Raw genomic sequence first — 26,262 nt, 5'->3', positions numbered from 1 at the left:
ACAACGGCATGTGAACGGGCGAGGGTGGGAAGGGGGTTTTTCTACAGCCTCAACGCTGGAGTTAAGCCGCGGCGCGTAGCGCCGTCGGCTTGAACGACTTGTTAGGACTCACAGCCGTAACTCACCAGCCAGTGACTTTGATAAAAGATCAAATACTGAATCAGCTACTTTCACAAATTCGTTATCAATTGGCATGTGAGCAAAGACTTGTTGACCTTTTTGATCCAAAACAAAGAAGATGCCATCAACGCCAGGAGCACCAATAACTAAGTGCGAGTCTTGATAAGCAGCTTGAGACCAATGCAATGCTTCGTCTAAATCAAACAAAATCATATTACGAACGAAGCGAAGAGAGCCTTCAGAGAACAATTCGCCCACACCATTGCTTTCATGTAGGAAGGCTATGTACTCGGTTAGTGAAAAACCATGAAATCGCTTTGTCAGTTCATGAATTTTATCCGACGAAGCTGGTGGGAAGAACTCCAGCTTTCCTTCAGACTCTTTACGAAGCATCGAGATAGTCATTGTTGTGAGTCCTAACTTTGTTTTCTGGCGCAGTTTTGCGCCATAACTACGGAGGCTGCCGGATAAACGGGCTGGGGTGAGCGTTCCGAAACGGTTTCAGGCTCACGGTTTTGGCGCGCCATGCTGTATATTCATCCAGTATTAAACAGCGATGAAAAACCTCACCCCTTCAATCTCTCATCTGCGGTCATCCGGAATGTACCCGAACAGGCTGTGTCCAACTATGCCATCAGCCTTTCGGCCAACCAGTCCATCAGCACCCGGACCCGGTGCGGAACATGCCGGTTGCCGGGCAGCACGGCATACACGCCCAGTTCCGGTGTCGCGCAGTCGGTGAGCACAGGCAGCAGCCGGCCGTCGGCCAGCCAGGGGTCGAGGATGAAATCGGGCTGGCAGGTGAGGCCCATGCCGCGGGCGGCGGCTTCGGTCAGCACGTCGCCGTTGCTGGCGGTGAGCGGGCTGCGCAGCGGCACGGTGACGGTGCGGCCGTCGGGCGTGGTGAAGGTCCAACTCGGCTGGGTGGCAACGGCGGTGTAGCCGAGGCAGGCGTGGTTCGCCAGATCTTCCGGCGTGGCCGGCGCACCGTGGCGGGCGAGGTAGTCGGGTGAGGCGACGGCGATCAGCCGGCTCGTGCCGATGCGGCGCGCGACGGTGGCTGGGTCGAGCTTCGCGGTGACGCGGATGGCGATGTCCATGCCCTCTTCAATCAGGTTCACGCGGCGGTCGTTGTAGTCGATGTCGAGCGTGACTTCCGGGTAGTGCTCGGCGAAATCGAGCAGCAGCGGCGACAGGCGTTTCAGGCCGTAGCTCAGCGGCGCGCCGACGCGGATCGGGCCGCGCGGCGTCTGCCGCTCTTCGGCGATGCCGGTTTCGGCGGCTTCGACCAGGTTCAGGATGACGCGGCATTTCTCCAGATAGGCGGTGCCGGCCGAGGTGAGCGACAGCCGGCGCGTGCTGCGCGCCAGCAACTTGGCGCCGAGGTGGGCTTCGAGCGCGGCGATCTGACGGGTGACCACCGAGCGGGCAACACCCATCTGCTGGGCGACGGCGGAAAAGCTGCCCAGTTCAGTCACGCGAACGAAGAGCTGCATGGCGTCGAGTCGATCCATTGTTGCTATTCCTGCAACGAGTATTTGCGGATTGTCGTCTATTTCGGACAAGCCGGAATGACTAAGCTGCAGTCATCGAATCACGGATGTCCGCCATGAGCACCGCCGCACTGCACACCTACCCGTCCAGCCTCTTCGTACCGCACGGCGCGCCGACCTTTGCGCTGCGCCCGGGTGCGGCCGGTGCGGCGCTGAAGGCGAAGGCCGACCTGCTGCCGCGGCCGCGCGCCATCGTCGCGGTCAGCGCGCACTGGGACCGCACCGTACCCACGGTCGGCACCGCCGACCGGCTGGACACCATTCACGATTTCTACGGCTTCCCGCCCGAGCTGTATGCGATCCGCTACCCGGCGACCGGCTGCCGCGAACTGGCGGGCATCGTTGCCTCGGCCATCGAGGACGCCGGCCTGCCGGTGCAGCTCGACGCCGAACGCGGCCTCGATCACGGCGCCTGGGTGCCGCTGCGCCTGATGTACCCCGACGCCGACGTGCCGGTGATTCCGCTGTCGCTGCAGAGCCGCGGCGGCGCCGAGGGCGCCTACCGGCTGGGCCGGGCGCTGGCGCCGCTGGCGGCGCAAGGCCTGCGCGTGCTCGGCTCCGGCAACCTCACACACAACCTGCGCGACTGGCAGATCGTCGCCCACGGCGACGGCCGCACGCCTGCCTATGTGCGCGCCTTTGCTGACTGGTTCGCCGGACGGCTGGCGGCGGGCGACACCGACGCACTGCTCGACTACCGCCGACGCGCGCCGGACGCCGTGCGCGCCCACCCGAGCGAGGAACACCTGCTGCCCTTCTTCGTCGCACTCGGCGCGGCGGGCGAAGGGGCAACCGCCGAGCGCTTCCACGCCGGCATCGACGACTATGTGCTGGCGATGGACGCCTGGGCCTTCACCCCCGCGCAAGGAGCGCTGCAATGAGCCTGAAGAACACCGCCGACAGCTACGGCCGCATCGCCAAGTGGTTCCACTGGACGACGGCGGCGCTCTTTCTCGCCGCCTACGTGTCGGTCTATTACCGCCAGTGGTTCACCGAAAAGCAGACGCCGGAGAACATGACCGCGCTGCAGATCCATCTGTCGGTCGGCGTCAGCATCGCCGTCATCGTGGCGCTGCGTGTGATCTGGCGCCTGATGAACCGCGCGCCCGCTGACGAGCCGGGTACGCCGCTGGCGCACCTCGCCGCCCATATGGGCCATCTGGCGCTTTACGCAGTGATGATCGTCGCGCCGATCACCGGCTACCTCGGCACCGGCGTGAACACGGATTTCTTCTTCCTGTTCGAGATTCCGAAGTTCGAGAGCACCGCGCTGTTCCAGAGCGTGGTGGCCGAAGGCATGGGTCTGGACTTCAAGACCTTCGAAAAGCCGATCGACTTCATCCACAAGGATGTGCTTGGCGCCTGGCTGATCTGGCTGCTCGTGCTGGGCCACGCCGGGGCCGCGCTGTACCACCACTTCGTCCTGCGTGACCGCACGCTGGTGAAGATGACTTCCGGCGGCTGAGCCGCCCTCACCCTCGCTGCATATATATATAGATGTACCCAAACCGGAGAACCGCCATGACCTCGCTGAAAACCCTCATCGCCTCGCTCGCTCTCGCCGCTGTCGCCGCCCCCGCGCTGGCCGCGCCGGAAACCTTCAAGCTCGACCCGAACCACAGCTTTCCGCGCTTCTCGTACAGCCACTTCGGCTACTCGACCCAGCTGAGCCGTTTCGACAAGACTTCCGGCACGATCACGCTGGACCGCGCGGCGAAGACCGGCGCGGTGGATATCACCATCGACACGAAGTCGGTCAGCACCGGTTCGTCGCTGTTCAACGAGCACATCCAGGCCGAGGATTTCCTCGACACCGCCCGCTACCCGACCGCCACCTTCAAGTCGACCAAGGTGGTGTTCGACGGGGACAAGCCGGTCGCGGTCGACGGCACGCTGACGCTGAAGGGCGTGAGCAAGCCGGTGACGCTGAAGGTGACCAGCTTCCATTCGATGCCGCATCCGATGACCAAGAAGGACGCCATCGGCGCCAACGCCACGGTCACCGTCAAGCGCACCGACTTCAACATGGGCAAGTACGCCCCGAACGTCGGCGACGAGGTGACGATCGACATCGCGGTCGAGGCGAGCAAGGATTAAGCAGCCGGAAATGCGCCCGACCTGCCGCCGGGCCAGGGTTCTGCAGGAGGGGTCTTCCGACCCCGACAGCAGCGGTGCGTCATACGCACTGTCGCGGCCAAGGCCGCTCCCACAAGGGTTGCGCCAGATCCGCGACCCGAGCCTGGAGCATGGTTCTGTGGGAGGGGTCTCGACCCCGACAGCGGCGGGTCGTCATGCGCACTGTCGTGGCCAAGGCCGCTCCCCCGGGGGCACCGACGTACACAACCCTGCTTCTCTGACAAACGTCATACGGATAACGGAGATCATCATGAGCGCCGCCCCACCGCAAGCCCATGTCACCCGCATCGCCCGCCGCCGGGCACGGGTCGGGTTCGAGGTCGAATACGAAGCGCTGATCCGCGAAATGTTCGCAGCCATGCGTCATGCGCCCGGCTTTCTCGGCGGGCAGATGATCACGCCCGAGCAGCCGGGCGGCGACTACCAGGTGATCGCACATTTCCGCACCGAAGCCGACCTGAAGGCATGGGACGAAAGCCCGGCACGCGCGGCACTGCAGCCGCGCCTGTGCGCGGCCGGCGAAAACGAGCCCGAGTACCGGGTGGTCACCGGGCTGGAAGCGTGGTTCGGGCCGCAGGTGGTGGCGCCCTCCACCCACCCGCCGCGCGCCCGCATGGCGCTGGTGACCTGGATGGGCATTTTTCCGACGGTGTCGCTGTTCCTGTGGCTGGTGGCGCCCTGGCTCACGCCGCTGCCCTTCCTGCCGCGCGTCGCGCTGCTGACCGCGCTGATCGTGATCACGATGACCTGGGTGGTGATGCCGCGGCTGACGCGACTGATGCGCGGCTTCCTGAACCCGGCCGCAGGCGGATAGCGTCCGTCTCCGGGCAGCACCTGGACCGTGGTTCCGCAGGAGGCGCCTGCCGGTCCCGACAGCCGCCTTCATCGAAGCCGGCGGACCGCATCGGCCCTGTCGCGGTCAGAAGACCGCTCCTACAGGTGAAGCGCCCCCCGCAACCGGAGCCCTGATTCCGTAGGAGGGGCCCTCTGACCCCGACAGCGGCCGGACCAGAGCCGAGGTCTGGTGGGAGCGAGCTTGCTCGCGATTGCGGCGTGGATCGAAGCCGATGGCTTGCGACGCCGCGCTGCTTACGCCGGCAACTCGTCCAGCGCGCCGTCGAGGTGGGTCTGGTCGCCCCAGCGCTCGATGCGCCAGCCGTTCGCATCGTGCGCGATCCAGTTCAGCGCACAGTTGGGAATTTCGAAATCGCGTGGGCCGGTAAGACCCATATTGCGTACACGGCGGGCGACGATGTCGAGCACGCCGCCGTGCGTCACCAGCAGCAGCGTGTGGCCGGCGTGGCGTGCGCGCAGTGCCTCGACCAGCCCCCAGATGCGCGCATCGAACTGCAGCAGGCTTTCTCCGCTGCCACCCGGAAACTGCGCCGCCGGCTCCCGCGCCTCGAAACGGTGGAAGTCCTCAGGGTGGCGCTCGCGCGCTTCGGCATAGGTCAGCCCCTGGAAGGCGCCGTAATGGCGCTCGCGCAACTGCGGTTCCGGCATCACCGGCTGGCCGCGCGGTACCGCGATGCGGCCGGCCGTGACCCAGGCGCGCCCAAGATCGGATCCGTAGAGGTGATCGATGCGCTCACCCAGCAGCGCCTGCGCGGTCGCCTGCGCCTGCCGCAACCCATGCTCGTTCAGCGGAATGTCGATCTGGCCCTGTACGCGGCGGTCGACGTTCCAGGTGGTTTCGCCGTGGCGGACCAGGCAGATGCGGGTGGTGGCGGTCATGAGGCGATCCTTGTGCGATGCAATATTGTAGGACGTGCCGGCGCCGGGCGCGCAACCGGGCCGGACCGAAGCCCTGTTGGGTCAGAAGAACGCGCCCACAAGACCCGACCACCGCTCACGCGTTTCTGCAGGAGGGGCCTTCCGACCCCGACCGCTGGCGACCGAGCCACCGCCCTGTCGCGGTCAGAAGACCGCTCCTACACAACCCGGCTACTGGACACGCCCCGCAGGAGGGGTCTTCCGAGCCCGACCGCCGGCGCCCGACCCGCGGCAGCGGTTACCATCGCGACTTCATTTCCACACGCATGCCATGCGCACCCTGCTCCCGCTCGCCGACCTGATCGATCGATTGAATGACGCCTGCGGTCGCGTGCTGCCGTGGACCGTGCTGGCGGCGGTGCTGCTGGCGGTAGGCAATGCGCTGGCGCGCAAGTTCGACGCCGGCTCGAATGCGCTGCTGGAGGCGCAGTGGTATCTGGTGTCGGCCGCTTTCCTGCTCGGTGCCGGGCGCGTGCTGAAGCTGGACGAGCACGTACGCATCGACCTGCTCACGTCGCGCCTGTCGCCGCGCGGACGCATCAAGGCCGACATCGCCGCGCTGGCGCTGACGGTGCTGCCGGTGTGCCTGCTGATGCTGTGGCTGTCCTGGCCCTGGTTCGTCGGGGCCTGGGTCAGCCACGAGGTGTCGGCCAGCGCCGGCGGCCTGCCGCTGTGGCCGGCCCGTATTCTCGTGCCGGCAGGCTTCGCGCTGCTCACGCTGCAGACGCTGGCGCTCATCGTGCGCCGGGTGGCCGCGCTGGCGGAGACTGACGCGTGACCGCCTGGCTGGCCGCCAATCTGGCCCCGGTCATGTTCTGCGCGATGGTGCTGTTCCTGCTGTCGGGGGCGCCGGTCGCGTTCGCGCTCGCCACCTGCGGCATCGTGTTCGGCCTGATCGGCATCGAACTGGGCCTGCTCTCCGCGTCGCTGGTGCAGGCGATGCCGGACCGCGTGTTCGGCGTCATGAGCAACGACACGCTGCTGGCCATTCCCTTCTTCACCTTCATGGGCCTGCTGCTCGAACGATCGGGCATGGCCGAGGACCTGCTCGACACGGTCGGCCGGCTGTTCGGCACGCTGCGCGGCGGGCTGGCGGTGGCGGTGGTGCTGGTCGGCGCGATGCTGGCAGCCACCACCGGCGTGGTCGCCGCGTCGGTCATCTCGATGGGGTTGATCTCGCTGCCCATCATGCTGCGCGCCGGCTACGACGCGCGGCTGGCCAGCGGCGTGATCGCCGCATCGGGCACGCTGGCGCAGATCATTCCGCCCTCGCTCGTGCTCATCGTACTGGCCGACCAGCTGAACCGGCCGGTCGGCGACATGTACCGCGGAGCGCTGCTGCCCGGTCTGGTGCTGACCGGCTTCTATCTGATCTACGTGCTGGGGGTCGCCTGGTTCAGCCCGAAGCGCGCACCGGCGCTGCCGGAGGCCGACGACCACGACGCAGCCGAACGGCGCGGCGTGTGGGTGCTGTTCGCGGTCGCGCTGGCGGCCGGTGTCGGCGCCAGTCAGTTGCCGGCGCTGCAGGCGCACGCCGCCGACGCGCGCGCGCTGCTGTCGGTCACCGCCGGTGGCGCAGCGGCCTGGCTGCTGGCGCTGACCGACCGCCTGCTGCGCCTGAACCTGCTGCCCGATCTGGCGCGCCGCGTCGCCTTCGTGCTGATGCCGCCGCTGGCGCTGATCTTCCTCGTGCTCGGCACCATCTACCTCGGCCTGGCGACGCCGACCGAAGGCGGCGCGATGGGCGCGGCCGGCGCGCTGCTGATGGCGCTGGCGCGCCGCCGGCTCAGTGGCGAGCTGCTGAACCAGGCGCTCGACCGCACGGTGCGGCTGACCTGCTTCGTGCTGTTCATCCTGATCGGCGCGCGCCTGTTCTCGCTCACCTTCTACGGCATCGACGGTCACCTGTGGGTCGAACACCTGCTGCTGTCGCTGCCCGGCGGCCAGACCGGCTTCCTGATCGCGGTGATGCTGCTGGTGTTCGTGCTCGCCTTCTTCCTCGACTTCTTCGAACTGGCTTTCATCATCGTGCCGCTGCTGGCGCCGGTGGCCGAAAAGCTGGGCATCGATCTGGTGTGGTTCGGCGTGCTGCTGGCGGTGAACATGCAGACCTCCTTCATGCACCCGCCCTTCGGCTTCGCGCTGTTCTACCTGCGCTCGGTGGCGCCGAAGACGCTGCCCACGCGCGACATCTACTGGGGCGCCGTGCCCTTCGTCGGCATCCAGATCGTCATGGTGGCGCTGGTGCTGGCGGTGCCTCAGCTGGTGACCGCCAACCTCGGCGGGCCGGCGCGGGCGGCCGGCAGTGGCGGCTACATCGACGACGGCTACGCGCGTGCCGGCAGCGCGCCTCGTCTGCCGGCCGACCACCCCGAGGCGGCGCTCGAAGCGGCAATCGAGCGGGCGGAACGCCTGTCCGGCCAGAGCGAGGGCGACTGAGGGCAGCACAAGCGCCCTCCATCGGGAATCCGTCCTGCGCGGTCGCCGCGGCGTCAAGTAATGCCGCGTACGGCCGTGAACCCTTCGTCCATAGCGAATCGAAGGAACTCCCCCGTGAAAATATCCACACGACTGGCGCTGATCGTGTCGTGCTCCGCCATCGGACTGGTCCTGATCGGCGGCATCGCGCTGAGCGAAATCCGCTCGACCATGATGGCCGAACGCGAAGCCCGCATCGTCACGCTGCTCAAGCTGTCGACCGGCATCCTGCAGCGCTATCACGAGCAGGAAAAGGCCGGCACGCTGACGCGCGAACAGGCTCAGGCCCATGCGCGAGAGGCGCTGCTGGGTCTGCAGAGCGACGATCACTACATGTTCGCGCGCAGCGCCGACGATGTGCTGCTGGCCCATGTGCGCAAGGAAAAGCTCGGCCAGAAGGACAATGGTGGCGTTGCCCCGGACGGTCGCACCAACACCGACGTCTACCGCGAAGCGCTGGCCAAGGCCGACCCCGCCTTCGTCACGGTACCGGCGAAGAAGCCGGGGGCCAGCGAGGCGCTGCCGAAGATGAACGGCGTCACCCATTTCGCGCCCTGGGGCTGGACCCTGGGGACCGGCTTCTTCGTCGATGACATCGAACAGGCCTTCAAGTCCTACGCGCTGACGCTGCTGGTCATCGCGCTGGCGGTGATCGCGGCCACCGTGGCGCTGACCATCACCGCGTCGCGCCGCATCTTTGCGCAGATCGGCGGCGAACCGGAGGTCGCGATGCGGGCCGCCACCGAAATTGCCGCCGGACGACTCGACGTGGCGATGCCGTCGGCACGCAACGGCAGCCTGATGCATTCGCTGTCCATCATGCGCGACAGCCTGAAAACCATGATAGGCGGCATCCAGCAGGGTTCGAAGTCGCTGACCGCCGCGGCCTCCGACATCGCCGAGCGCATGCAGCAGATCCGCGAGGCCTCCGGCCAGTCGTCGTCCGCGACCTCCTCGACCGCCGCGGCAATCGAGGAAATGACGGTCAGCGTGAGCCAGATCGCCGACAGCGCGCGCGACTCGGAGAACCACTCCAGCCGCTCGGCCGAACTGGCCATCGTCGGCGAACAGCGTGTGCAGTCGGCCGCCGGCGCCATCGAGGATGTGTCACGGCAGGTCACCGACGCGTCGGAGCGCATCGGCGAACTGGCCGAACGCTCGCGTCAGATCAGCGGCATCGCCAAGACCATCAAGGAAATTGCCGAACAGACCAATCTGCTGGCGCTGAACGCGGCGATCGAAGCAGCACGTGCCGGTGAACAAGGCCGCGGCTTCGCCGTCGTCGCCGACGAGGTGCGCAAGCTGGCCGAGCGCACCACGCAGGCGACCGGCGAAATCGCGCAGACCATCGCGGCGATCCAGACCGACACCGACGCCGTCGTGCACAGCATGGAAGCGGTGCGCCCGCAGATACAGAAGGGCGTGGCACTCGCCGGCGAAGCCGCGGCAGCACTGCGCAGCATCAACGACGGCGCGACCGAGGCGCTGCACCAGATCCGCAGCGTCGCCCATGCGACCGCGGAACAGACGCAGGCCAGCAACAGCATCGCCAGCAACGTCGAACGCATCGCCCACATGGTCGAGGAATCCGACCACTCGGTGCTGGCTGCAGAACAGACCGTTCATCAGCTCGGCGCGCTGGCCACCGAGCTCGATTCGACCATCGCCCGCTTCCGCGTCTGATCGCGGTCAGCGTCCGCTGCAGGCAAGGTCGGTGATCGCCGTGCGCTCACCGGCCTCCGCCCCGCTCGATCATTTCGAGCACCGCCCGCGCGCACGCCTCCGGCGCCTCCATCGGCACCAGGTGGCCGGTCGGCAGTTCCATCCAGTTCGCACCCCAGAAGCGGCGGTTCTGTTCGCGACCGGCGAGGCGGGTTTCTTCGGAATGACTGCCGGTGATGAAGCCGACCGGCGTACCGCGGGCGCGCAGCCGGCGCACGGCGATCAGCGCGTCGCGGTGCGCGATCGTCGCGTACACGTCGCGCTCGGTTTCGCGCGGAATGGCCAGCGTGACGCCGCCGCCCGGGTGCTCATGCAGGCCGGCACGGATGAAGTCGTCGAGCACGCCGGGTGCCCAACGCTGCACGAAATCCTTGCTACCCAGATGCGCGCGCGCGTCCTCGCGCGACGCCCAGTGGTTGCGCCGACGCGCCGCCACCGGCGCCGGACCGAGCTTCCAGGTGAGTCCGGTCGCTTTGGCCGCCGACACGAGCGTCGCCCGCCAGCCGAGCACCATGGGCGAGTCGATCAGCACGACCTGCGCCACACGCTGTGGCAGTCGCGCGGCCGCCATCGCGGCCAGATAGCCGCCCATCGAATGCCCCACCAGCACCAGCGGCCCATCGGGCAGCGCCTGGATGCACTCCATCACCTGCGCCCGCATGCGCCGCCAGCCGTGACCGGGCCGGTGCCGCGCTTCGGTGCCTATGGTGTCGATCGCGTGGACCGTCCAGCGCGCCGACAGCAGGTCGAGAAAGGCGCGGTAAACGCCCGCCGGATAGCCGTTCGCGTGCAGGAAAAGGAGGCGGGAAGACGGTATGTTCATTGGATCGGAAGCATAACCCCGGCCGGCAGAATGCTCCCTGCGGCCGTTTGAGTCATGTCAATGTTGCGGCGCGGAATCCAGCGCAGACTGGTTATAAACAACCCACCAATCGGAAGGAAGACATCATGAAAAGAGAATGGGCAGTCATCGCGCTCTCCCTCTGTATGAGCGGCCCGGTATGGGCCGACGCGTCGGGCAAGCACGCCGGCGCCGACCACCCGGCCGAGGCCGTCAAGGGCAAGAAGCCGGCCAATGTCGCCGCCAAGCCTGCGCTGCCTCCGGGCGTCAGCACGAAGTCGAAGAAGGTGCATGCCGGCTACGAGCATCCGGCCGTTGAAGGCCATGACCAGCATGTGCCGACCGCGGTGGAGAACAAGCCGGCCTTGCCGCCGGGCGCCACCACGGCAACGCACAAGGTGCACGCAGGCCAGGAGCATCCGGCCGTCGAAGGTCATGACCAGCATGTGCCAACCGCGGTCGAGAACAAGCCGGCCTTGCCGCCGGGCGCCACCACGGCCACCCACAAGGTGCACGCCGGTTACGAACACCCGGCGATCGAAGGCCATGACCACCCGCTGCCGTCGGCCACCGAAAGCCGGCCGGCCTTGCCGCCGGGCGTCAAGCCCTGAACCGGCGACCGGTGGCGCTCAGGCGCTGCCGGCTGCCCGCTCCGCATTGATCAGCCGTGCGCCCGTGTCGGCATCGACGCCGACGCGGTCGAGCACATGCACCCCCATCTGCAGCGCCGCTTCGAGCGCTTCGGGAATCACTTCGCTGGCCCCCGCCGCCATCAGTTCGCGCGCATGTGCGGCATCGCGCGCACGCGCGATCAGCGGCAGCGCCGGAAACTCCGCGCGCAGACTGCGCACGACGTGACGGGCCGCTGCCGTGTCGTCCATCGTGACGACGATGGCGCGCGCGCGGCCGGCGCCGAGGTGATGCAGCAGGGACGGGCGGCCGGCATCGCCGACGATGACCGGTCGCCCCTGCGCGTGATGTTCGGCCGCCGCCGCCACGTGGCGCTCGATCGCCACCCAGCGCACGTCGGCGCGGTCGAGCAGGCGCGCCACCAGCTGGCCGACGCGGCCGAAGCCCGCGATGATGACCAGGTCCTCGTCGGCTTCGTCGTCCGGCAATGACACGGGTGCCTCGGCCTCGCGCGTGTCGAGCTTCTGCCGCAGCATGCGGCCGGCCCGCGCCGCCAGCGGCGTCAGGAACATGCTCAAGGTCACCACCAGCAGCATGAAGTTGCCAACCGCGCCGGCCAGCACACCGCCGGCGATGGCCACACCAATGACGATGAAGCCGAATTCGCCCGCCTGGCCGAGCAGCAGCGCCGCCTCGGCCGCCTCGCCGCGGCTCAGGCCGCTGCGCCGGAACAGGCCGTACATGGTCGCGCTCTTGATCGCGTACAGGCCGAGCACCGAGGCGACCAGCCAGCCGGCGTCGCCGGCCACCTGCAGCAGATCGAGGCTCATGCCGACCGACACGAAGAACAGGCCCATCAGCAGACCCTTGAACGGCTCGATGGCGAGCAGCGCGGCGTGACGGTATTCGGTTTCGGCCAGCATCAGGCCGGCGAGGAAGGCGCCGAGCGCCATCGACAGGCCGGCGGCGCCGGTCAGCGCCGCCACGCCAAGCGTGGCGAACAGCGTCAGCGCCATGAAGCTGTCAGCCTGGGTGGTGACCGACACGCGGCGGAACAGCGGGGTCAGCACGAGGCGTCCGAACAACAGGATGAGCGCCACGGCCGCCGCCGCCTTCAGCAGCGCGGTCAGCATCAGCATCAGGAAATGCCCGCCACCGCCCTCTCCACTCTGGCCGGCCATCAGACCGAGCAGGATGAGCAGCGGCACGACGGCGATGTCCTGCAGCAGCAGCACGGCGAAACTCATGCGGCCGACGGTGGAGCGGGTCTGGCCGGATTCGGCCAGCAACTGCATCACCACCGCCGTTGACGACATGGCCAGACCGAGGCCGAGCACCACCGCCGTTTCTTCGCTGTGGCCGAAGCCCAGCGCGACCGCGCCGATCAGCGCACCGCAGCCCAGCCATTGCGCGGTGCCGACACCCAGCACCCAGCGGCGCAGCGACCACAGCTGACGCGCCGGCAGTTCGAGGCCGATCACGAACAGCATGAACACCACACCCAGTTCCGCGAGTACGCGCACACCCTCGCCGTCGGCGATGGTGAGCCAGCGCAGCCAGCCCTGATCGGCGGCAACGCGACCCAGGCCGTTCGGGCCGACCAGCGCGCCGATCACCAGAAAGGCCACCACCTGGCTCACCCGCGCGCGGGCGAGCAGCGGCATCACCAGACCGGCGATGGCGAGGAAGAGCAGGATGGGCTGCAGATGAGGCAGGCCGGCGTGGGCGTCCATTGTTTCAGGATGCCTCGGCGCACGGCCGGCCGTATTGACGCAGGTCGGTCGGCGCGCGGCGGTTCATGCCGCGGCGGCCTTACTCGGTCGGGGCGTACACGTTGGTCAGCGTGCCGACGCCGCTGACGGTGACCTCGACCGTGGTGCCCGGCTTCATCGGCAGCACGCCGACCGAAGTGCCGCAGCAGATCACGTCGCCCGGCATCAGCGTCATGTCGCGCGAAATGCGCGACACCAGCTGCGCCGGCGAGAAGATCATGTCGGTCACCGGGTAGCGCTGGCGCTCGCGGCCGCCGACCGTGGTGACGATTTCGGCATCGGCCGGCAGCGGATCGGTCGAGATGACCGGGCCGAAGCAGCCGAAGCCGTCGAAGCTCTTGGCGCGCGTCCATTGGCCGAAGGACGGGTTCTTGTCCACCAGCTCGAGCGCGCTGACGTCGTTGATGCAGGTGTAGCCGAAGATGGCGTCGGCGGCCTGCGCCTCGTCCAGATTGCGCGCGACCTTGCCGACGACGACGCCCAGTTCGCCTTCGTAGAACACGCGACCGTCGAAGCCGGCCGGCTTCGGGATGGGCTGCTGGTGCCAGTTCAGCGCCTGCGGCGAGCGCACCAGGTAGAGCGGATCTTCCGGAATCGGGTGGCCGGCCTTTTCCACTGCGGCGCGGATGTTGTGCACGATGATGACCATCTTCGGCGGCAGGCAGGGCATCAGCCACTCGATGCCATCCAGCGGCACGGTCTCACCGGTCGGTACCGGGTTGGCGAACAGATCGCCGTCCAGCAGTTCGACCGCATCGCCATTGATGCGGCCCAGGCGTTCGGCGCCGTTATGGCGCAGGCGCAGGTATTTCATGTCTCTTCCAGGCTCGTGTTTGTTGTAATGAAAAACTTCAGTCGCGCAGGCGAGTTCCGTCAATCGCGCAGGCGCGAGGCGACATCGACCAGGCGCGCGACCGTGCGGCGCAGCATCTGCTGCATCCGTTCGTCGGCCAGGCCGCCTTCCGGCGTGAAGGCAGAAGCGGCGTTGCCGACCGCGATCTGCTCCGACAGCACCAGCGCGCCGACCGACTGCAGCACCGCGCGCAGATGCACCAGACCGCGCAGACCGCCGAGCGCGCCAGGCGAGGCAGCGCCCAGTGCGACCGTCTTGTTGGCGTAGGGCACGGTGCCCGCTTCGTCGCCGGCCGGGCGCGACACCCAGTCCAGCGTGTTCTTGAGCACGGCGCTCATCGAACCGTTGTATTCGGGCGATGCGATGAACAGGCCATCGTGCGACTTGAACAGTTCCTTCAGCGGACGCACACCCAGCGGCAGCCCGGCCGACGCTTCGAGATCGCCGTCGTACAGCGGCAGCGGATGATCACGCAGATCCATCAGCGTCGCCTCGCCGCCGGCCTCCTCGATCGCGCGCGCGGCGGCGATCGCCAGCTTGCGGTTGAACGAGGCCTCGCGCGTGCTGCCGGCGAACACCAGGATGCGGGCCTTGGCGCCATCCAGCTCGGAACTGTCGCGGACGACGGCCAGGCTCTTGCTGTTGCGTGTCGAGTTGTTCATGGGGAATCCAGCCAATCGATGATGGGTTGCCACTGTTCGCGGTCGGTCTGCGCGCGCGAGCGCGACAGGTCGAAAATGCTCATGCCGTGCGCCGCTGTCTGCACGTACAGCTGCGAGTTGCGCAGATAGGCCAGCACCGGCAGTTCGAGGCCGGCGCAGAAACGCTCCAGCTCGTGCGCGGCGCGGGTGCGGGTGTCCACGCGCATGCCGACGATGCCGATCTTCACCTTGTTCGCGGCGACCCGCTTGTGCTCGGCCAGTTCGGTCAGGAAGTCGCCGGTGGCGAGAATGTCGAAGATGGAGGGCTGGACCGGAATCAGCACGCGGTCGACCATCTTCAGCATCGCCTCCAGCCGCTTGCCACGCAGGCCGGCCGGCGTGTCGAGCACGACATGGGTGGTGCCGCGCGGCGGACGGGCCGGCTGTTCCGGCTCGAGTTCCCAGGTGGAAATCGGCGCCAGCAATGGCGAGCGCATGCCCAGCCAGTGGCGGGCCGACTGCTGGCGGTCGATGTCGCCCAGCATGACGCGCGCGCCCTGGGTGGCCCAGTGACCGGCAACATTGGTGGCCAGCGTGCTCTTGCCGGCGCCACCCTTGGGGTTGGCGATCAGCACGCTGCGCAGTGCCCGCTCCGTCATGACAATACGATCTCGCGCGCAAACTGGCCCGGCGGCTGCGCGTGCAGCGTCCAGAACGCGTCGGCCACGCGGGCGGCATCGAGCAGGCTGCCTTCGCGCAGCACGCCGGCAATGGTGACGATGGCGGCATGCACGCCGGCCGGCGACAGTTCCTGGTGCAGGCTGAAAACGAGGTTGCGCAGAGCCGCCTTCTGCACCGACAGCGAGGCGGCCGCGGCGACCGGCTCCATCGCCAGACCACCGCCGGTGTACAGGATGCTGCCCTGACCGGTCGCCCGCATCGCCGGCAGCACGGCGCGTGCCGCGGTCAGCGCCCCGAGCACGCCGATGCGCAGGTCGGACGCCAGCGCTTCCGGGTCGAGCACCGACGGTGCGCATTCACGCGGCACCGAGGCGTTGAAGATGAGCACCTCTGGCGGCGGCATCGCCTGCCGCATGTTCTCGATGGCCGATACGATGGATTCGTCGCTGCCGGCATCGACCACGAAACCCTGCGCGGTCACGCCGCGCGCGGCCAGTTCGTGCTCGTAGCGCTCGAGTTTGCCGGCGTCGCGCGAAATCATCGCCACGCAATAGCCCTCGGCGGCGAAGCGCCGCGCCACTGCGGCACCGACGCCCGAGCCCATGCCGACGATGGCACACACTTTCGAACCCATAGTTCTCTCCCGACCTGCTGCGCTTCTGCGTGTTTACTTGTTCTTTGCTGCCGCACGTGCCGCGGCCAGTGCGCTGCGACGTTCCTCGTCCGCCTGCGCGATGGCCTGCTTCTGTTCGTCGCTCAGTGGCTCGCCCAGCTGCTTCTCGATGCCGGCAGCCACCCGCGCCGACGGTTCGGTGATGCGCCCTTCCGCCGGCATGGCGGCGCGCACCTGTGCCGCCGGCAACTTCGTGATGTCGACGACGCGACGCACGAACTGCTCGTCGATGCGGCGGGTTTCGGCCTTCAGAAAGGCCGTCTGCGCCGGCGTCTGCGCCGCGGCGGGAGACAGGATGCAGCAGCAGGCGAGCAGCGACAACAGAAACTTCATCGAAAAGCGCTCCGAAAGAGGGTGTCGCCAGTGCAGCGGATGCTTCACTGCGGCAACAGGATGGTCGAGCCGGTCGTGCGGCGCGCGGCCAGTGCTTCATGCGCGCGGGCACAGTCGGCTAACGCATGACGCTGCTGAATGTTGATCTGCAGCGTGCCGTCGAGCACGCGGGCGAACAGTTCGCCGGCCGCGGCGACCAGGTCGGCACGGGCGGCGATGTAGTGGAACAGCGTCGGCCGGGTCAGGAAGAGCGAGCCCTTCTGCGCCAGCATGCCGGGCTCGAATGGTGCGACCGGACCGGACGCGTTGCCATAGCTCACCATCATGCCCATGGGCTGCAGGCAGTCGAGCGACGCCATGAATGTGTCGCGGCCGATGCCGTCATAGACCACGCGCACGCCGCGGCCACCGGTCAGCGCGCGCACCTGCGCCGGCAGATCGGCGGGTACGACGCCGGTCAGCACGTGTTCGCAGCCGTTGGCCTGCGCCAGCGCCGCCTTGTCCGGCGTGCTGACGGTGCCGATGACGGTGGCGCCGAGCGCGCGTGCCCACTGGCAGGCGATCAGGCCGACACCGCCGGCGGCGGCATGAATGAGCACCGCATCGCCAGCTTCAACGCGGCAGGTGCGGCGCAGCAGGTAGTGCGCGGTCAGTCCCTTGAGCATCAGCGCGGCAGCGGTGTCGACGGAAATGCCGTCCGGCAGCCTCACCAGCCGGTCGGCCGCGATGTTGCGCGCCGTCGCGTAGGCGCCGAGCGGACCGCCTGCGTAGGCGACACGGTCACCGACCGCGACCTCGCTGACGCCGGCGCCCACCGCCTCGACCACGCCGGCCGCTTCCTGCCCCAGTCCGCTCGGCAGCGGCACCGGGTAGAGACCGCTGCGGTGATAGATGTCGATGAAATTGACGCCGACCGCGTGCTGGCGCACACGCGCCTCGCCTGGCCCCGGCGCGCCCGGCTCGACCGCCTCGTACTGCAGCACTTCAGGACCGCCGGTGCGGTGCATGCGTACAGCGAAATCCGTCATGGTCATCCTGCCCTCATGGTGATTGGCGCGGAATTCTACCGGTCATGATCAGGGTCTGTTGCCCTTCGCGTCGCGGCGTGCACGCGCGGCGACCGCCATCGGCACGCTTATTGTGCACTGCACCCAATGATTTGGCAGAATGCCTCTTTCGGTCAGGGAGTCCGTCATGCGTCGCGTCGTGTTCAACCAGAAAGGTGGCGTCGGCAAGTCCACCATCACCTGCAATCTCGCCGCCATCAGCGCGGCAAGCGGCAAACGTACGCTGGTGATCGACCTCGATACGCAGGGCAATTCGAGCAACTACCTGCTGGGCAAGGCGGCGGATAGCGTCGAACTGGGCGCCGCCGACTTCTTCGACCAGATCCTGAACTTCAAGCTGACGCCGAAGGACACCACCGAATTCATCACCGACACCGCCCACCCGGGCCTGGCCGTGATGACCGCCAGCGCCAAGCTGGCCGAGCTCGAGAACAAGCTGGAATCGCGCTACAAGATCTACAAGTTGCGCGAGGCGCTGGAAGCGCTGGACCAGTTCGACCACATCTACATCGATACGCCGCCGGCGCTGAACTTCTACTCGCGTTGCGCGCTGATTGCGGCGGAATCGGTGCTGATCCCGTTCGATTGCGACGAGTTCTCGCGCAAGGCGCTGTACCAGCTGATCGACAACATCGAAGAGATCCGCGCCGACCACAACGAGGCGCTGAAGCTAGAAGGCATCGTCGTGAACCAGTACCAGGCGCGCTCCAGCCTGCCGGCCCGCGTGGTGCAGGAACTGCGCGACGAGGGCCTGCCGGTGCTCGACGCGACGCTGTCGCCGTCGGTCAAGGTGAAGGAGTCGCATGAGGCGGCACTGCCGCTGATCCACTTCGCGCCGTCGCACAAGCTGGCGCAGGAATTCGTCGCGCTGCACACGCTGCTGAACGGCGCGTGAGCGGTTTCGTCGTCGCGCTGATCGCTGTCGCGGCGCTGGTGTGGCTGCTGACCGGCGGTCTGCGCCGCCTGCGCGAGCGCCAGCACGGCTCGCAAGCGGACGGCAGCGGCATCGCCGGCAGCAGCAACGATTCGGGCTGCACCCATATTGGCGACGGCGGCAGCGATTGCGGTGGAGGTGGTGGCGATGGCGGCGGTGGTGGTGACTGAGGCCGAGCGGGCCGCGGGCGAGCACTGCGAACTCCGGACGCCCGGCGGCGTCTGAGCCGGCATGAAACACGGCGCCCTGCTCCTCTCCTTGCTGGCATGTCTGGCCGCCGCGCCGCTGGCGGCCGCGGACAGCGTCGCTGGCAGCTACCGCGCAGTGGTCGAGCTGGACAACGGCTGGCCGCGCGGCTGCGGCACCGCGGTGACGGTCTCCGGCTGGGACATCCGCATCGTGCGCCAGCGCGACGGCGACGAGGTGAATGCCCGCGTCGAGGTGCAGCCGCCGCCGGGCAATCCGGGACTGCCGGTGCTGGCGCGGCTGGAAGTCGAGCAGTTCCGCCCCGCCATACTGCTGGTCGCTCAGGACGGCCAGCTCACGCTGCCCGGCTTCGAAGCCGACAAGCAGCTCGACTGGGCGACGCTGATGCGCAACTTCCTGTTCTTCGGCGGTCGCCTGGTGCTGGGCCAGATCGGCGGCGACGTCGACCTGCCGTTCAACGGCCCGGCGCCGCGCGACGTGACGGGTCAGTACCTGAACTGCGCCGGCGACCTCGCCGCGCCGTTCCGCAACGGCAGCTAAGCGGCAACGCCAGGGTCTGTTGCCGCGTGGGGCCTCCTGGCCTGACGATCAGTCAGCGGGCGCCGGCCCGCCTTGATCCGGACGCATCGGGATTCGCGCGCGGCCCGCGATTCAATGCGAACAGACCCTAGCGCCGGATCGCCGTCAGCACCCAGCCTTCGCCGAACGACGTTTCCTCGACCCGCAGGATGCGCCCGTCCATCATGTCGACATCGAACGAGCGCCACGGCCGGCTGCGCCGCTTGCTGTCCGCAGCGGAAAGCCAGGCTTCGATGTCGTCGGTTTCGATGCGCGGTCCGATGCGGTGCGTGTAGCAATGACGCATCAGGTCGGCAAAGCGGAGATCGCCGGCCGGCACGCAGTACATTTCGATGAAGGCGGCGTTGGCCAGCACCAGCCGGTCGACCGGATCGAACAGCGCGAAGGCGGTTTCGCTCATGTCGATGCCGGTCAGCAACTGGCGCAGCACGTCCGGCCGCGCTGCAGCCACCGCCAGATGCGGCGGCATGCCCTCTTCGCCGGTGATCGGCCCGCCGTCGACCTCGCCGCCGCCCGGGCCCGGCAGCACGATGCGATCACGGCCGGCGTGCTTGGCGCGGTACAGCATCTGGTCGGCCACCCGCATCCACGCCTCGCAGGTATCGAGCATCGGCGTCAGTTCGGCCACGCCGAAGCTGGCGGTGACCACGTGCCCGTCGATCAGCGGTTCGGCATGCAGGCACTGACGCAGGCGCGCCATCATTTCGCGTGCGCCCTCGCCGGTGGTGTCCGGCAGCAGGATGCCGAATTCCTCGCCGCCGTAGCGGCCCGCCGTGTCGTTCATCCGCAGTTCGCGGGCGAGCAGCGCGGCGAAGCGACGGATCGCCTCGTCGCCAGCGGCGTGGCCGTAGCGGTCGTTGATGTACTTGAAGTGATCGAGATCGGCCATCACCAGCGTGGCCGTATGCCCGTAGCGACGGTAGCGCGCGAATTCCTTGCGCACCAGCACCTCCCAGTGACCGCGGTTGGCGAGGCCGGACAGCGCGTCGATCCGGCTCAGCGTCTCCAGCGCCTCGCGCTGTCGCTGCAGCTTGCGCAGCGCCTGATTGGTGACGAAGCCGATGGCGATCGGATGCAGCAGCATCGGCACACTGGCCGCGACGACGACCAGAGTGGACAGTGGCTGCCAGTCGAAACCGTAGAGCAGCACGCCGGCGAACACCCCCACCGCGTGCACCAGCAGTCCGCGCAGCATCAGGCGCGGACCACAGCCGGCGACACTGTCCATGCTCATCAGCGCGAGGATGAGCAGCGAGGGCACGGCGTTGAAGGCCATCAGTGCGGTCCACGCGCCACCGAAGAAATGATCGGCCAGCAGGTTGTCGCCTTCGGCACGGAAGGGATCGCGCGACTGCCGGGCGCGCCACCAGGCGAGATGCGGCCACAGCAGTGCGTGCAGCAAGGGGCCCAGCCAGAGCAGCCAGGACGACCACGACAGGTCGCCGCGCTCGTACAGCACAGCGAGCACCATGGGCAAGCCGAACAGCAGCCCGGCCTGCCGCGCGCGATAGCTGCGCTGCGCGAAACCGAGCTGCGGCGTGTGCTCGCCACCGCCTGCGGCAGGGGCGGTCATGCCGTCACCCTGTTCGGGCGCGGGCATCTCGAAGCATCGGGGGACATTGCGGACTGCACGGGCAACTCGCTGAAATCGGACCGGGCCCGGAAGGCGGACCCGCGACCAATCATTCTAGCGACGGCGCCCGATACCGCTTGAAAGGATTGGTGTCGTGTGTTCATTGCGCGCGGGCCGCCGGGCGCAGGAAGCGACGTTCGAACTCGGCAGCCGTCAGCGGTTCGGCGTACAGATAGCCCTGGCAGGCGTCGCAGCCGTGCGCGCGCAGCAGATCGCGCTGGCCCTCGGTTTCGACGCCCTCGGCCAGCACCGACATGCCCAGCTTGTGACCGAGCGTGATGATGGTGTCGACCAGTTCGACCGCGCTGGCGTCCCCCGGCAGATCGCAGATGAAACTGCGATCTATCTTGAGCTTGTTGACCGGCAGTCGCTTCAGATAGGCGAGCGACGAATAGCCGGTGCCGAAGTCGTCGATCGCCATGCGCAAGCCGAGCCGCTTGATCGCATCGAGGAAATGACGCGCTTCGTCGCCCTGTTCCATCAGGCTGGATTCGGTCACTTCGAGTTCGAGCAGCGCAGCCGGAAAGCCTGTATCGCCGAGCAGCCGCTCGATGCGCCGTTCCAGCCCGCCGCGGCGGATCTCGGCGACCGACATGTTGACCGCCAGCGTGCCGATCCGGTAACCGGCGTCGAGCCATGCACGCCCCTGCCGGCAGGCCAGCTCGCGCACGCGCTCACCGAGCTGCACGATCAGTCCGTTGGCTTCCATGATCGGGATGAACTGCGACGGGCCGGCGTGCACGCTGGCCGCGGCGGACAGCCGCACCAGCACCTCGGCGCCGATCAGGGCACCGTCGGACAGGTCGACCAGCGGCTGGAAGCGCAGCTCGAATTCGTCGTTCTCCAGCGCGCGCCGCAGACCGGTCTCCAGCGACAGCCGCCGCGTCGCCTCGTCGGTGTAGGCGTCGGTGTAGAAGCGCAGCGTGTTGCGGCCGCTGCGCTTGGCCTGGTACATCGCCGCGTCGGCGTCGCGGATCAGGTCCTCGGCGCTGTTGCCGTTGTCCGGGTAGAGGCTGATGCCTATGCTCGCCTGCAGGTAGATGTCCTGACCGGAGGCCAGACGTACCGGTGCGCTCAGGTTGTCGAACACGCCCTGGGCGACCAGCGCCGCCTCGCCCGGCTGGTCGAGGTTTTCGAGCAGCAGCACGAATTCGTCGCTGCCCTGCCGGCCCAGCGTGTCCTGTCGGCGCAGCCGCGCGCGCAGGCGCTGCGCGACGGCAGCGAGCACCTCGTCGCCGGCGGCGTGGCCGAGGCCATCGTTGATGGTCTTGAAGTTGTCCAGATCGAGGAACAGCACGGCCACGCGCGTGCCGCGCCGCGCGGCCAGATCGATCGCGTGCATCAGGCGCGACTGGATGAGTACGCGATTGGGCAGGTCGGTCAGCGGATCGTACTGCGACAGGTGATGCAGCATTTCCTCGGTGCGCCGCGCCTGCGTGATGTCGGTGAGCACGCTGACGCGGTGGGTCGCCCGGCCGTCGTCGTCGTGCACGGTGGCGCAGGACAGCCAGCCCGACCACGCTTCGCCGTTGCGCCGCCGCGCCGCCACCTCGCCCTGCCAGAAACCGCCGCCGCGCAGCGCGCGGTCGATGTCGGCATACAGCCCCTCGGCGCCCTCGACATCGAGCAGCGACACCAGCGTGCATCCTTCGGTGGCGGCCGGATCGAGGCCGTTCAGTTCGCAGAAGGCCTCGTTCACGGTGACCACGACGCCGTCGAGATCGGTCACCACGACGCCGTCGCGCGTACTGCGCAGCGCCGCCGCCAGCAGGCGCGCCGACTGTTCGGCGCGCGCGCGGTCGCGGTCGTCGCGCAGGCGACGCACCGCGAACGACAGATCCATCATCACCTCGTCGAGCAGACGCGCTTCGTCCTCGTCCTCGGGGGCGACTTCGCGCGCGATCAGGCCAAGCACCGCGACCACCTTGTCGTCGAGCCGGATCGGCAGGCCGACGTAGCCCATGCAACCGGCGGCCCGCGCTGCCGGCATCCACGCGTCGTCGCCGTCGAGCGCCGACAGGCGACACAGCTTGCCGCTGCGCATGACCGCGGCGGTGACGCTGTCGGCGTCGGTGGACGATGCACTGACCAGCTGCGCGCGATCGGCGACCGCGCTGCCGGCACTGGCGCGCAGCGCGAGCGTGCCGCTGTCGTCGGCGCGCATGATCCAGGCGAAGCGATAGGCGCCGAACTCGATGGCGACGCGACAGATGCGTTCGAACAGCTCGTCCTCATCGGCCGACCAGACGATGGTCTGGTTCACCTGACTGAGGAAGTTGTACAGCCGGCCCAGCGCCTGCACGTGCGCCTCGGCGCGGCGGCGCGCGGTCACGTCCCACGACACCCAGACGACGCGGTCGCTGCCGGGCACCGGCGACACGCGGGCATCGAACACCACCTGCCGGCCCGCCAGTTCCAGCGTGTATTCGTAGGACTGCGTGCGCTGCCGCGCCAGCGCCTGGCGGATCACCGCGAGGAAGCGGCTGCTCACGTCGGCCGGGAACACCTCCTCGACGGTGCGACCGACCAGGGTTTCCGCTGGCGATGCGAGCAAGGCGCCGCCATTGCCGAAGGACTCGATATAGCGACCGTGACGGTCGAGCATGAAGGCGATCTCGGGCAGGCTGTCGACGAAGGCGCGCAGGCGCGACTCGCTGCCGAGCAGCGCATCGACTGCGGCATCGCGACGCCGGTGCGCAACGTACAGATAGAACAGCACGAGCAGACCGAGTACCGCCACCAGCGCCAGCGTCGCCGTGTCGTGCTGGCGCAGCAGCCGGCGCTGTGCCGCGAGATGGCGCAGCAATGCGTCCTCCAGCGCGACGGCGCGGCCATCGACCGCGCGCTGCGCCAGCAGCAGCGCGCTGCCGCCCGCCTCGAATCCGTCGAGCTGGCGTTCCATGATGGCGCGCGCATCGGCCAGCGCCGCCATGTAGGCATCGGCGGCCGCGGCCACGTCGCCGGCCACCGGCGCCCGCGCCGAGAAGCCGGCGATGGCACCACCGCCGCTGCGCAGATCGCGCGCGGTCGTGAGGGCACGGTCCAGATGGGCAATCACACGGGTGCGCGGTATCGTCGTCGCGCCGGTCAGCAGGCGCTCGGTGTCGAGCTGCGCAAGCAGCGCGTAACGGCGCGACTGCGCCAGATTGTCGCGCGCGGTCAGCGCGGCAGCGAGGCTGTCGTCCCAGCGCACGTGCGCATAGCTCATCAGGCCCATGCAGGCGCACAGCAGCAGCGCCAGACCGAATACCGGCGGGCCGCCCGCCATTGCGCTGCGCCCGTTCATCGCTGTGCAGGCGCCGGCAGGTTGTGCGGACCGAAGCCGAAGGCCGCGACCAGCGCGCGATGCTCGGGCGAACCGAGGTAGCCGGCCATCGCCTCGTCGATGCGGCGCGCCATCGCCTCGTCCTGCGGACGCAGCGCGAAGGCGGGCCAGCCTGCTTCGCCCCGCCCTTCGCGCTGCGGCGGCCGGTAGGGCTGCGCCAGTTCGACACCGGTCAGACCGGATACCGCCAGCATGTGGCGCAAGGACACGTCGGACAGCGCAAGCGCGTCGGCCCGGCCCTCGATCACCGCCACCGCTGCGCTGGTCGCGTCGCTGTGCCGCTGAATGCGGGCGGCCGGCACGCCGGCTCGCTTGGCCACCGTCAGTTCGACCGCGCCGTCGATGACGGCCAGCACCGCATCCGGGTGCGCGGCGATGTCGTCGAGGCCGTGCAGGTCGAGCGGATTGCCCGCACCCACCAGCAGCGCCGACGATACCTGCGCGGTCGGCCGGGTGAAGCGAGCGCGCTGCGCGCGCTCGGGTGTCACGAACAGACCGCTGGCGACAATGTCAGCGCGACCAGCCTGCAGATCGTGCAGCAACTGGCCGAACTCGGTGTGGATGAACTCGACCTCGCCGAGACCCGCCCGCTTGGCCAGCACGCGCAGCATTTCCGGTGCCTCGCCGGTGACACGGCCGCGCGCGTCGATGTAGGCGAACGGTGGCTCGATCGAATACAGCGCACGCAACGTCGGCGCAGCGCCCGATCGCGCTGGATCGTCGTAGATGATCCGGCCGAGCACCAGCGCGACGAGGGCAACGATGAATCCGGCAAGCAGGTAGGGGGTGCGCATGACGGGTTGCTGACGAGGTCAGCCTTGCATTCTAGCGTCGCGTCATGACCCGTCCATGCAGGGCAGCACGAACGGCATCGATCACTGCCTTTTCGTAGCGACCGCCGCGCAGCCGGTCGCTCAGTTCGATCTGCACGCCGCGGCCTAGCCGCCCCCGGTTGCACAGATTGCGCGGGTCGAGGCCGGCGTAGCGATGGCCGCTGGTCTGCGCGAGCACGCCGCGTGCGTACAGGCGATCGGCCAAGGCACAGGCGAGCGCACGATCGCGGCCGCCGAGCAGCGCGCGCTCGCCGGTATCGGCCACGCCATGCACCGCCAGCACGGCGTCGCAATCGGCGATCAGCGCCAGCGCGCGCGGCTCGTCGAAGCGGGTGCTGGTGATGTGCAGCGTTTCGAAGTTCATTGTCGGCAACGCGCCTTCGAACAGGTAAAGATCGAAGTCGTTGCCGGCGATCGCACGCGCCACCTCCGACGTGCCGCGCTCGATGCGCCCACCATGCGGCGCGACGATGGCGACCCCGCTGCCGCGTCGCTCGACGGTGACGTGGTAGTCGATGCCCTCGCGATGCGCGGACGACAGCTCGGCGTAGCTGCGATGGCGGTCGCGGTGCACGTCGTTCAGGGCTTGCCGGACAGGAACAGCTTCTCGATGCGCGCCATGCCCGGGTGATCGCGTCCGGAACGGCGCAGTTCGGCAAAGTCCTCGCGCAGGATGCGGCGGAATTCGTCGGCGCCGCGCAAGGTCATATTGGCGGCGTACACCTCGCGCGCATTGCCGATCTGTCCGTTCAGCAACAGTGCGTGCGCGTGGTTGATCTGCGCCGCCTTGAATTCCGGCGCGTCGTTCGGCACCTTGGTCGCCGCCTGCAGCACCTCGTCGTAACGGCCAAGGTTGAGGCAGGCCCATGACCAGGCGACCCAGACCGAATTGTCCTTGTAGCCGGCCTGCATCGCCTTCTCCAGCCAGCGTGCCGATTCGGCGTAGTCGGTCTGGGCACCACCACCGCTGTAGATCGCCGCCAGATGGACATAGGCCGGCGCGTAGTTCCTGTCGGCCGCGCGCCGGACCCAGGCCAGCGCCAGTTCCGGCGCCAGCGGGTCGGCGGTGTCAGCTTCGATCATCTTGGCCAGCAACAGCATGCCTTCCGGGTCACCGCCTTCGGCCGCCAGCGTGTACCAGCGGCGTGCCTCTGCCGCATTGCGCTCGACGCCGATGCCGCTGGCACGGATCTGCCCGGCCACGGCCTGCGCCCGCGCCAGTCCGGCCTCCGCCGACAGCAGCGCCCAGCGTGCCGATTCGGTGTCGTTCTTGTCCAGGCAGGTGCCGAAGAAATGCCAGTCGGACATCTGCAGCATCGCTTCCGGCTCGCCCTTCTCGGCGGCGCCACGCGCCTCGGCCAGCGCCGTGTCGCACTCGCCACGCAGGTGGGCGGTGCGCCACTGTTCCGACGCGGCAGCCGTGCCCGCTGCGGACAGCAGCGCTGCGAAACAGAAGAGGCGGAGGCGCGCGCTCATGA

27 protein-coding genes are annotated in these 26,262 nt (G+C 68.3%); 11 read left to right on the top strand and 16 right to left on the bottom strand.

Annotation, left to right across the window (positions count from 1 at the left end):
- Positions 1 to 108: 108 nt before the first annotated feature.
- A complete protein-coding gene (locus IV112_RS17235) occupies positions 109 to 525 on the bottom strand; it encodes an SMI1/KNR4 family protein (protein WP_304005561.1) in 417 nt (138 codons plus the stop codon).
- 221 nt (positions 526 to 746) lie between these two features.
- Positions 747 to 1,634 carry a LysR family transcriptional regulator gene (locus tag IV112_RS17230; RefSeq protein WP_304005558.1) on the bottom strand — a complete coding sequence of 296 codons (888 nt, stop codon included), beginning with the start codon at positions 1,632 to 1,634 and terminating at the stop codon, positions 747 to 749.
- Positions 1,635 to 1,729: 95 nt separating this feature from the next.
- On the opposite strand from IV112_RS17230, the gene IV112_RS17225 reads away from it, so the two are divergent.
- From IV112_RS17225 to IV112_RS17210, 4 genes are all read left to right on the top strand, one after another.
- Complete coding sequence (locus IV112_RS17225) at positions 1,730 to 2,554, top strand: DODA-type extradiol aromatic ring-opening family dioxygenase (RefSeq protein WP_304005556.1); 825 nt, start codon at positions 1,730 to 1,732, stop codon at positions 2,552 to 2,554.
- The gene (locus tag IV112_RS17220; RefSeq protein ID WP_304005554.1) at positions 2,551 to 3,138 is read left to right on the top strand and encodes a cytochrome b; all 588 of its coding nucleotides are present in this window, start codon (positions 2,551 to 2,553) and stop codon (positions 3,136 to 3,138) included. The genes IV112_RS17225 and IV112_RS17220 overlap by 4 nt, the downstream gene beginning before the upstream one ends.
- A 56-nt stretch (positions 3,139 to 3,194) precedes the next feature.
- Positions 3,195 to 3,770: a YceI family protein gene (locus IV112_RS17215; RefSeq protein ID WP_304005552.1), complete on the top strand. Its 576-nt coding sequence runs from the start codon at positions 3,195 to 3,197 to the stop codon at positions 3,768 to 3,770.
- A 289-nt stretch (positions 3,771 to 4,059) separates the two neighbouring features.
- The gene (locus tag IV112_RS17210; RefSeq protein WP_304005550.1) at positions 4,060 to 4,623 is read left to right on the top strand and encodes an antibiotic biosynthesis monooxygenase; all 564 of its coding nucleotides are present in this window, start codon (positions 4,060 to 4,062) and stop codon (positions 4,621 to 4,623) included.
- A 275-nt stretch (positions 4,624 to 4,898) separates the two neighbouring features.
- Here the strand turns inward: IV112_RS17210 and IV112_RS17205 are convergent, their stop codons facing one another.
- Complete coding sequence (locus IV112_RS17205; RefSeq protein WP_304005547.1) at positions 4,899 to 5,543, bottom strand: histidine phosphatase family protein; 645 nt, start codon at positions 5,541 to 5,543, stop codon at positions 4,899 to 4,901.
- Between the two features lie 310 nt (positions 5,544 to 5,853).
- On the opposite strand from IV112_RS17205, the gene IV112_RS17200 reads away from it, so the two are divergent.
- The 3 genes from IV112_RS17200 to IV112_RS17190 all read left to right on the top strand — a co-directional run bounded on the left by IV112_RS17200 (position 5,854) and on the right by IV112_RS17190 (position 9,743).
- The gene (locus tag IV112_RS17200) at positions 5,854 to 6,360 is read left to right on the top strand and encodes a TRAP transporter small permease subunit (RefSeq protein WP_304005545.1); all 507 of its coding nucleotides are present in this window, start codon (positions 5,854 to 5,856) and stop codon (positions 6,358 to 6,360) included.
- Complete coding sequence (locus IV112_RS17195; RefSeq protein ID WP_304005542.1) at positions 6,357 to 8,021, top strand: TRAP transporter large permease; 1,665 nt, start codon at positions 6,357 to 6,359, stop codon at positions 8,019 to 8,021. The genes IV112_RS17200 and IV112_RS17195 overlap by 4 nt, the downstream gene beginning before the upstream one ends.
- A 114-nt stretch (positions 8,022 to 8,135) precedes the next feature.
- Positions 8,136 to 9,743, top strand: coding sequence for a methyl-accepting chemotaxis protein (locus tag IV112_RS17190; protein ID WP_304005539.1), 1,608 nt, complete (start codon positions 8,136 to 8,138; stop codon positions 9,741 to 9,743).
- 46 nt (positions 9,744 to 9,789) lie between these two features.
- Here IV112_RS17190 and IV112_RS17185 read toward each other — a convergent pair whose 3' ends face one another.
- Positions 9,790 to 10,605 carry an alpha/beta fold hydrolase gene (locus IV112_RS17185; protein WP_304005536.1) on the bottom strand — a complete coding sequence of 272 codons (816 nt, stop codon included), beginning with the start codon at positions 10,603 to 10,605 and terminating at the stop codon, positions 9,790 to 9,792.
- 125 nt (positions 10,606 to 10,730) lie between these two features.
- Here IV112_RS17185 and IV112_RS17180 point away from each other — a divergent pair, with 125 nt between their 5' ends.
- Positions 10,731 to 11,234: a hypothetical protein gene (locus IV112_RS17180; RefSeq protein ID WP_304005534.1), complete on the top strand. Its 504-nt coding sequence runs from the start codon at positions 10,731 to 10,733 to the stop codon at positions 11,232 to 11,234.
- Between the two features lie 18 nt (positions 11,235 to 11,252).
- Here IV112_RS17180 and IV112_RS17175 read toward each other — a convergent pair whose 3' ends face one another.
- The 7 genes from IV112_RS17175 to IV112_RS17145 all read right to left on the bottom strand — a co-directional run bounded on the left by IV112_RS17175 (position 11,253) and on the right by IV112_RS17145 (position 17,234).
- On the bottom strand, positions 11,253 to 12,986 hold the full coding sequence (locus tag IV112_RS17175) for a cation:proton antiporter domain-containing protein (protein ID WP_304005530.1): 1,734 nt from the start codon (positions 12,984 to 12,986) through the stop codon (positions 11,253 to 11,255).
- Between the two features lie 79 nt (positions 12,987 to 13,065).
- Positions 13,066 to 13,839: a fumarylacetoacetate hydrolase family protein gene (locus IV112_RS17170; protein ID WP_304005528.1), complete on the bottom strand. Its 774-nt coding sequence runs from the start codon at positions 13,837 to 13,839 to the stop codon at positions 13,066 to 13,068.
- 59 nt (positions 13,840 to 13,898) lie between these two features.
- Positions 13,899 to 14,540 (bottom strand): NADPH-dependent FMN reductase, encoded by a 642-nt coding sequence (locus IV112_RS17165; RefSeq protein ID WP_020163331.1) that lies wholly within the window; start codon positions 14,538 to 14,540, stop codon positions 13,899 to 13,901.
- The gene (locus IV112_RS17160; protein WP_020163330.1) at positions 14,537 to 15,178 is read right to left on the bottom strand and encodes a ParA family protein; all 642 of its coding nucleotides are present in this window, start codon (positions 15,176 to 15,178) and stop codon (positions 14,537 to 14,539) included. Before IV112_RS17160 ends, IV112_RS17165 begins: the two co-directional genes overlap by 4 nt.
- The gene (locus IV112_RS17155; protein ID WP_019915384.1) at positions 15,175 to 15,834 is read right to left on the bottom strand and encodes an SDR family NAD(P)-dependent oxidoreductase; all 660 of its coding nucleotides are present in this window, start codon (positions 15,832 to 15,834) and stop codon (positions 15,175 to 15,177) included. Before IV112_RS17155 ends, IV112_RS17160 begins: the two co-directional genes overlap by 4 nt.
- Before the next feature lie 33 nt (positions 15,835 to 15,867).
- Positions 15,868 to 16,206 carry a hypothetical protein gene (locus tag IV112_RS17150; protein WP_304005523.1) on the bottom strand — a complete coding sequence of 113 codons (339 nt, stop codon included), beginning with the start codon at positions 16,204 to 16,206 and terminating at the stop codon, positions 15,868 to 15,870.
- A gap of 44 nt (positions 16,207 to 16,250) precedes the next feature.
- Positions 16,251 to 17,234: a quinone oxidoreductase gene (locus IV112_RS17145; RefSeq protein ID WP_304005521.1), complete on the bottom strand. Its 984-nt coding sequence runs from the start codon at positions 17,232 to 17,234 to the stop codon at positions 16,251 to 16,253.
- 166 nt (positions 17,235 to 17,400) lie between these two features.
- On the opposite strand from IV112_RS17145, the gene IV112_RS17140 reads away from it, so the two are divergent.
- From IV112_RS17140 to IV112_RS17130, 3 genes are all read left to right on the top strand, one after another.
- Complete coding sequence (locus tag IV112_RS17140; protein ID WP_019915387.1) at positions 17,401 to 18,168, top strand: ParA family protein; 768 nt, start codon at positions 17,401 to 17,403, stop codon at positions 18,166 to 18,168.
- Complete coding sequence (locus tag IV112_RS17135) at positions 18,165 to 18,377, top strand: hypothetical protein (protein ID WP_304005518.1); 213 nt, start codon at positions 18,165 to 18,167, stop codon at positions 18,375 to 18,377. The genes IV112_RS17140 and IV112_RS17135 overlap by 4 nt, the downstream gene beginning before the upstream one ends.
- 61 nt (positions 18,378 to 18,438) lie before the next feature.
- Complete coding sequence (locus tag IV112_RS17130; RefSeq protein ID WP_304005516.1) at positions 18,439 to 18,954, top strand: hypothetical protein; 516 nt, start codon at positions 18,439 to 18,441, stop codon at positions 18,952 to 18,954.
- Between the two features lie 127 nt (positions 18,955 to 19,081).
- Here IV112_RS17130 and IV112_RS17125 read toward each other — a convergent pair whose 3' ends face one another.
- The 5 genes from IV112_RS17125 to IV112_RS17105 all read right to left on the bottom strand — a co-directional run bounded on the left by IV112_RS17125 (position 19,082) and on the right by IV112_RS17105 (position 26,260).
- Positions 19,082 to 20,566 carry a diguanylate cyclase gene (locus IV112_RS17125; RefSeq protein WP_304005514.1) on the bottom strand — a complete coding sequence of 495 codons (1,485 nt, stop codon included), beginning with the start codon at positions 20,564 to 20,566 and terminating at the stop codon, positions 19,082 to 19,084.
- Positions 20,567 to 20,726: 160 nt separating this feature from the next.
- Positions 20,727 to 23,912 carry a sensor domain-containing protein gene (locus tag IV112_RS17120; protein ID WP_304005513.1) on the bottom strand — a complete coding sequence of 1,062 codons (3,186 nt, stop codon included), beginning with the start codon at positions 23,910 to 23,912 and terminating at the stop codon, positions 20,727 to 20,729.
- Positions 23,909 to 24,745 carry a transporter substrate-binding domain-containing protein gene (locus IV112_RS17115; protein ID WP_304005511.1) on the bottom strand — a complete coding sequence of 279 codons (837 nt, stop codon included), beginning with the start codon at positions 24,743 to 24,745 and terminating at the stop codon, positions 23,909 to 23,911. Before IV112_RS17115 ends, IV112_RS17120 begins: the two co-directional genes overlap by 4 nt.
- A 31-nt stretch (positions 24,746 to 24,776) precedes the next feature.
- Positions 24,777 to 25,358, bottom strand: a complete 582-nt coding sequence (locus IV112_RS17110; protein ID WP_304005508.1) for a poly-gamma-glutamate hydrolase family protein — start codon at positions 25,356 to 25,358, stop codon at positions 24,777 to 24,779.
- 5 nt (positions 25,359 to 25,363) lie between these two features.
- The gene (locus tag IV112_RS17105) at positions 25,364 to 26,260 is read right to left on the bottom strand and encodes a tetratricopeptide repeat protein (protein ID WP_304005506.1); all 897 of its coding nucleotides are present in this window, start codon (positions 26,258 to 26,260) and stop codon (positions 25,364 to 25,366) included.
- Between the last annotated feature and the right edge of the window lie 2 nt (positions 26,261 to 26,262).

The organism is Methyloversatilis discipulorum (assembly GCF_018780585.1).
GTDB lineage: Bacteria > Pseudomonadota > Gammaproteobacteria > Burkholderiales > Rhodocyclaceae > Methyloversatilis > Methyloversatilis discipulorum_B.
Note: the sequence above shows the minus strand (reverse complement) of the source record. Positions and strands in the feature narration are given on the sequence as shown.

Coding starts and splice junctions, on each gene's coding strand:
- IV112_RS17235 (WP_304005561.1), bottom strand. CDS start 525: ATGACTATCTCGATGCTTCGTAAAGAGTCTGAAGGAAAGCTGGAGTTC.
- IV112_RS17230 (WP_304005558.1), bottom strand. CDS start 1,634: ATGGATCGACTCGACGCCATGCAGCTCTTCGTTCGCGTGACTGAACTG.
- IV112_RS17225 (WP_304005556.1), top strand. CDS start 1,730: ATGAGCACCGCCGCACTGCACACCTACCCGTCCAGCCTCTTCGTACCG.
- IV112_RS17220 (WP_304005554.1), top strand. CDS start 2,551: ATGAGCCTGAAGAACACCGCCGACAGCTACGGCCGCATCGCCAAGTGG.
- IV112_RS17215 (WP_304005552.1), top strand. CDS start 3,195: ATGACCTCGCTGAAAACCCTCATCGCCTCGCTCGCTCTCGCCGCTGTC.
- IV112_RS17210 (WP_304005550.1), top strand. CDS start 4,060: ATGAGCGCCGCCCCACCGCAAGCCCATGTCACCCGCATCGCCCGCCGC.
- IV112_RS17205 (WP_304005547.1), bottom strand. CDS start 5,543: ATGACCGCCACCACCCGCATCTGCCTGGTCCGCCACGGCGAAACCACC.
- IV112_RS17200 (WP_304005545.1), top strand. CDS start 5,854: ATGCGCACCCTGCTCCCGCTCGCCGACCTGATCGATCGATTGAATGAC.
- IV112_RS17185 (WP_304005536.1), bottom strand. CDS start 10,605: ATGAACATACCGTCTTCCCGCCTCCTTTTCCTGCACGCGAACGGCTAT.
- IV112_RS17180 (WP_304005534.1), top strand. CDS start 10,731: ATGAAAAGAGAATGGGCAGTCATCGCGCTCTCCCTCTGTATGAGCGGC.
- IV112_RS17175 (WP_304005530.1), bottom strand. CDS start 12,986: ATGGACGCCCACGCCGGCCTGCCTCATCTGCAGCCCATCCTGCTCTTC.
- IV112_RS17170 (WP_304005528.1), bottom strand. CDS start 13,839: ATGAAATACCTGCGCCTGCGCCATAACGGCGCCGAACGCCTGGGCCGC.
- IV112_RS17165 (WP_020163331.1), bottom strand. CDS start 14,540: ATGAACAACTCGACACGCAACAGCAAGAGCCTGGCCGTCGTCCGCGAC.
- IV112_RS17160 (WP_020163330.1), bottom strand. CDS start 15,178: ATGACGGAGCGGGCACTGCGCAGCGTGCTGATCGCCAACCCCAAGGGT.
- IV112_RS17155 (WP_019915384.1), bottom strand. CDS start 15,834: ATGGGTTCGAAAGTGTGTGCCATCGTCGGCATGGGCTCGGGCGTCGGT.
- IV112_RS17150 (WP_304005523.1), bottom strand. CDS start 16,206: ATGAAGTTTCTGTTGTCGCTGCTCGCCTGCTGCTGCATCCTGTCTCCC.
- IV112_RS17145 (WP_304005521.1), bottom strand. CDS start 17,234: ATGACGGATTTCGCTGTACGCATGCACCGCACCGGCGGTCCTGAAGTG.
- IV112_RS17140 (WP_019915387.1), top strand. CDS start 17,401: ATGCGTCGCGTCGTGTTCAACCAGAAAGGTGGCGTCGGCAAGTCCACC.
- IV112_RS17130 (WP_304005516.1), top strand. CDS start 18,439: ATGAAACACGGCGCCCTGCTCCTCTCCTTGCTGGCATGTCTGGCCGCC.
- IV112_RS17125 (WP_304005514.1), bottom strand. CDS start 20,566: ATGACCGCCCCTGCCGCAGGCGGTGGCGAGCACACGCCGCAGCTCGGT.
- IV112_RS17120 (WP_304005513.1), bottom strand. CDS start 23,912: ATGAACGGGCGCAGCGCAATGGCGGGCGGCCCGCCGGTATTCGGTCTG.
- IV112_RS17115 (WP_304005511.1), bottom strand. CDS start 24,745: ATGCGCACCCCCTACCTGCTTGCCGGATTCATCGTTGCCCTCGTCGCG.
- IV112_RS17105 (WP_304005506.1), bottom strand. CDS start 26,260: ATGAGCGCGCGCCTCCGCCTCTTCTGTTTCGCAGCGCTGCTGTCCGCA.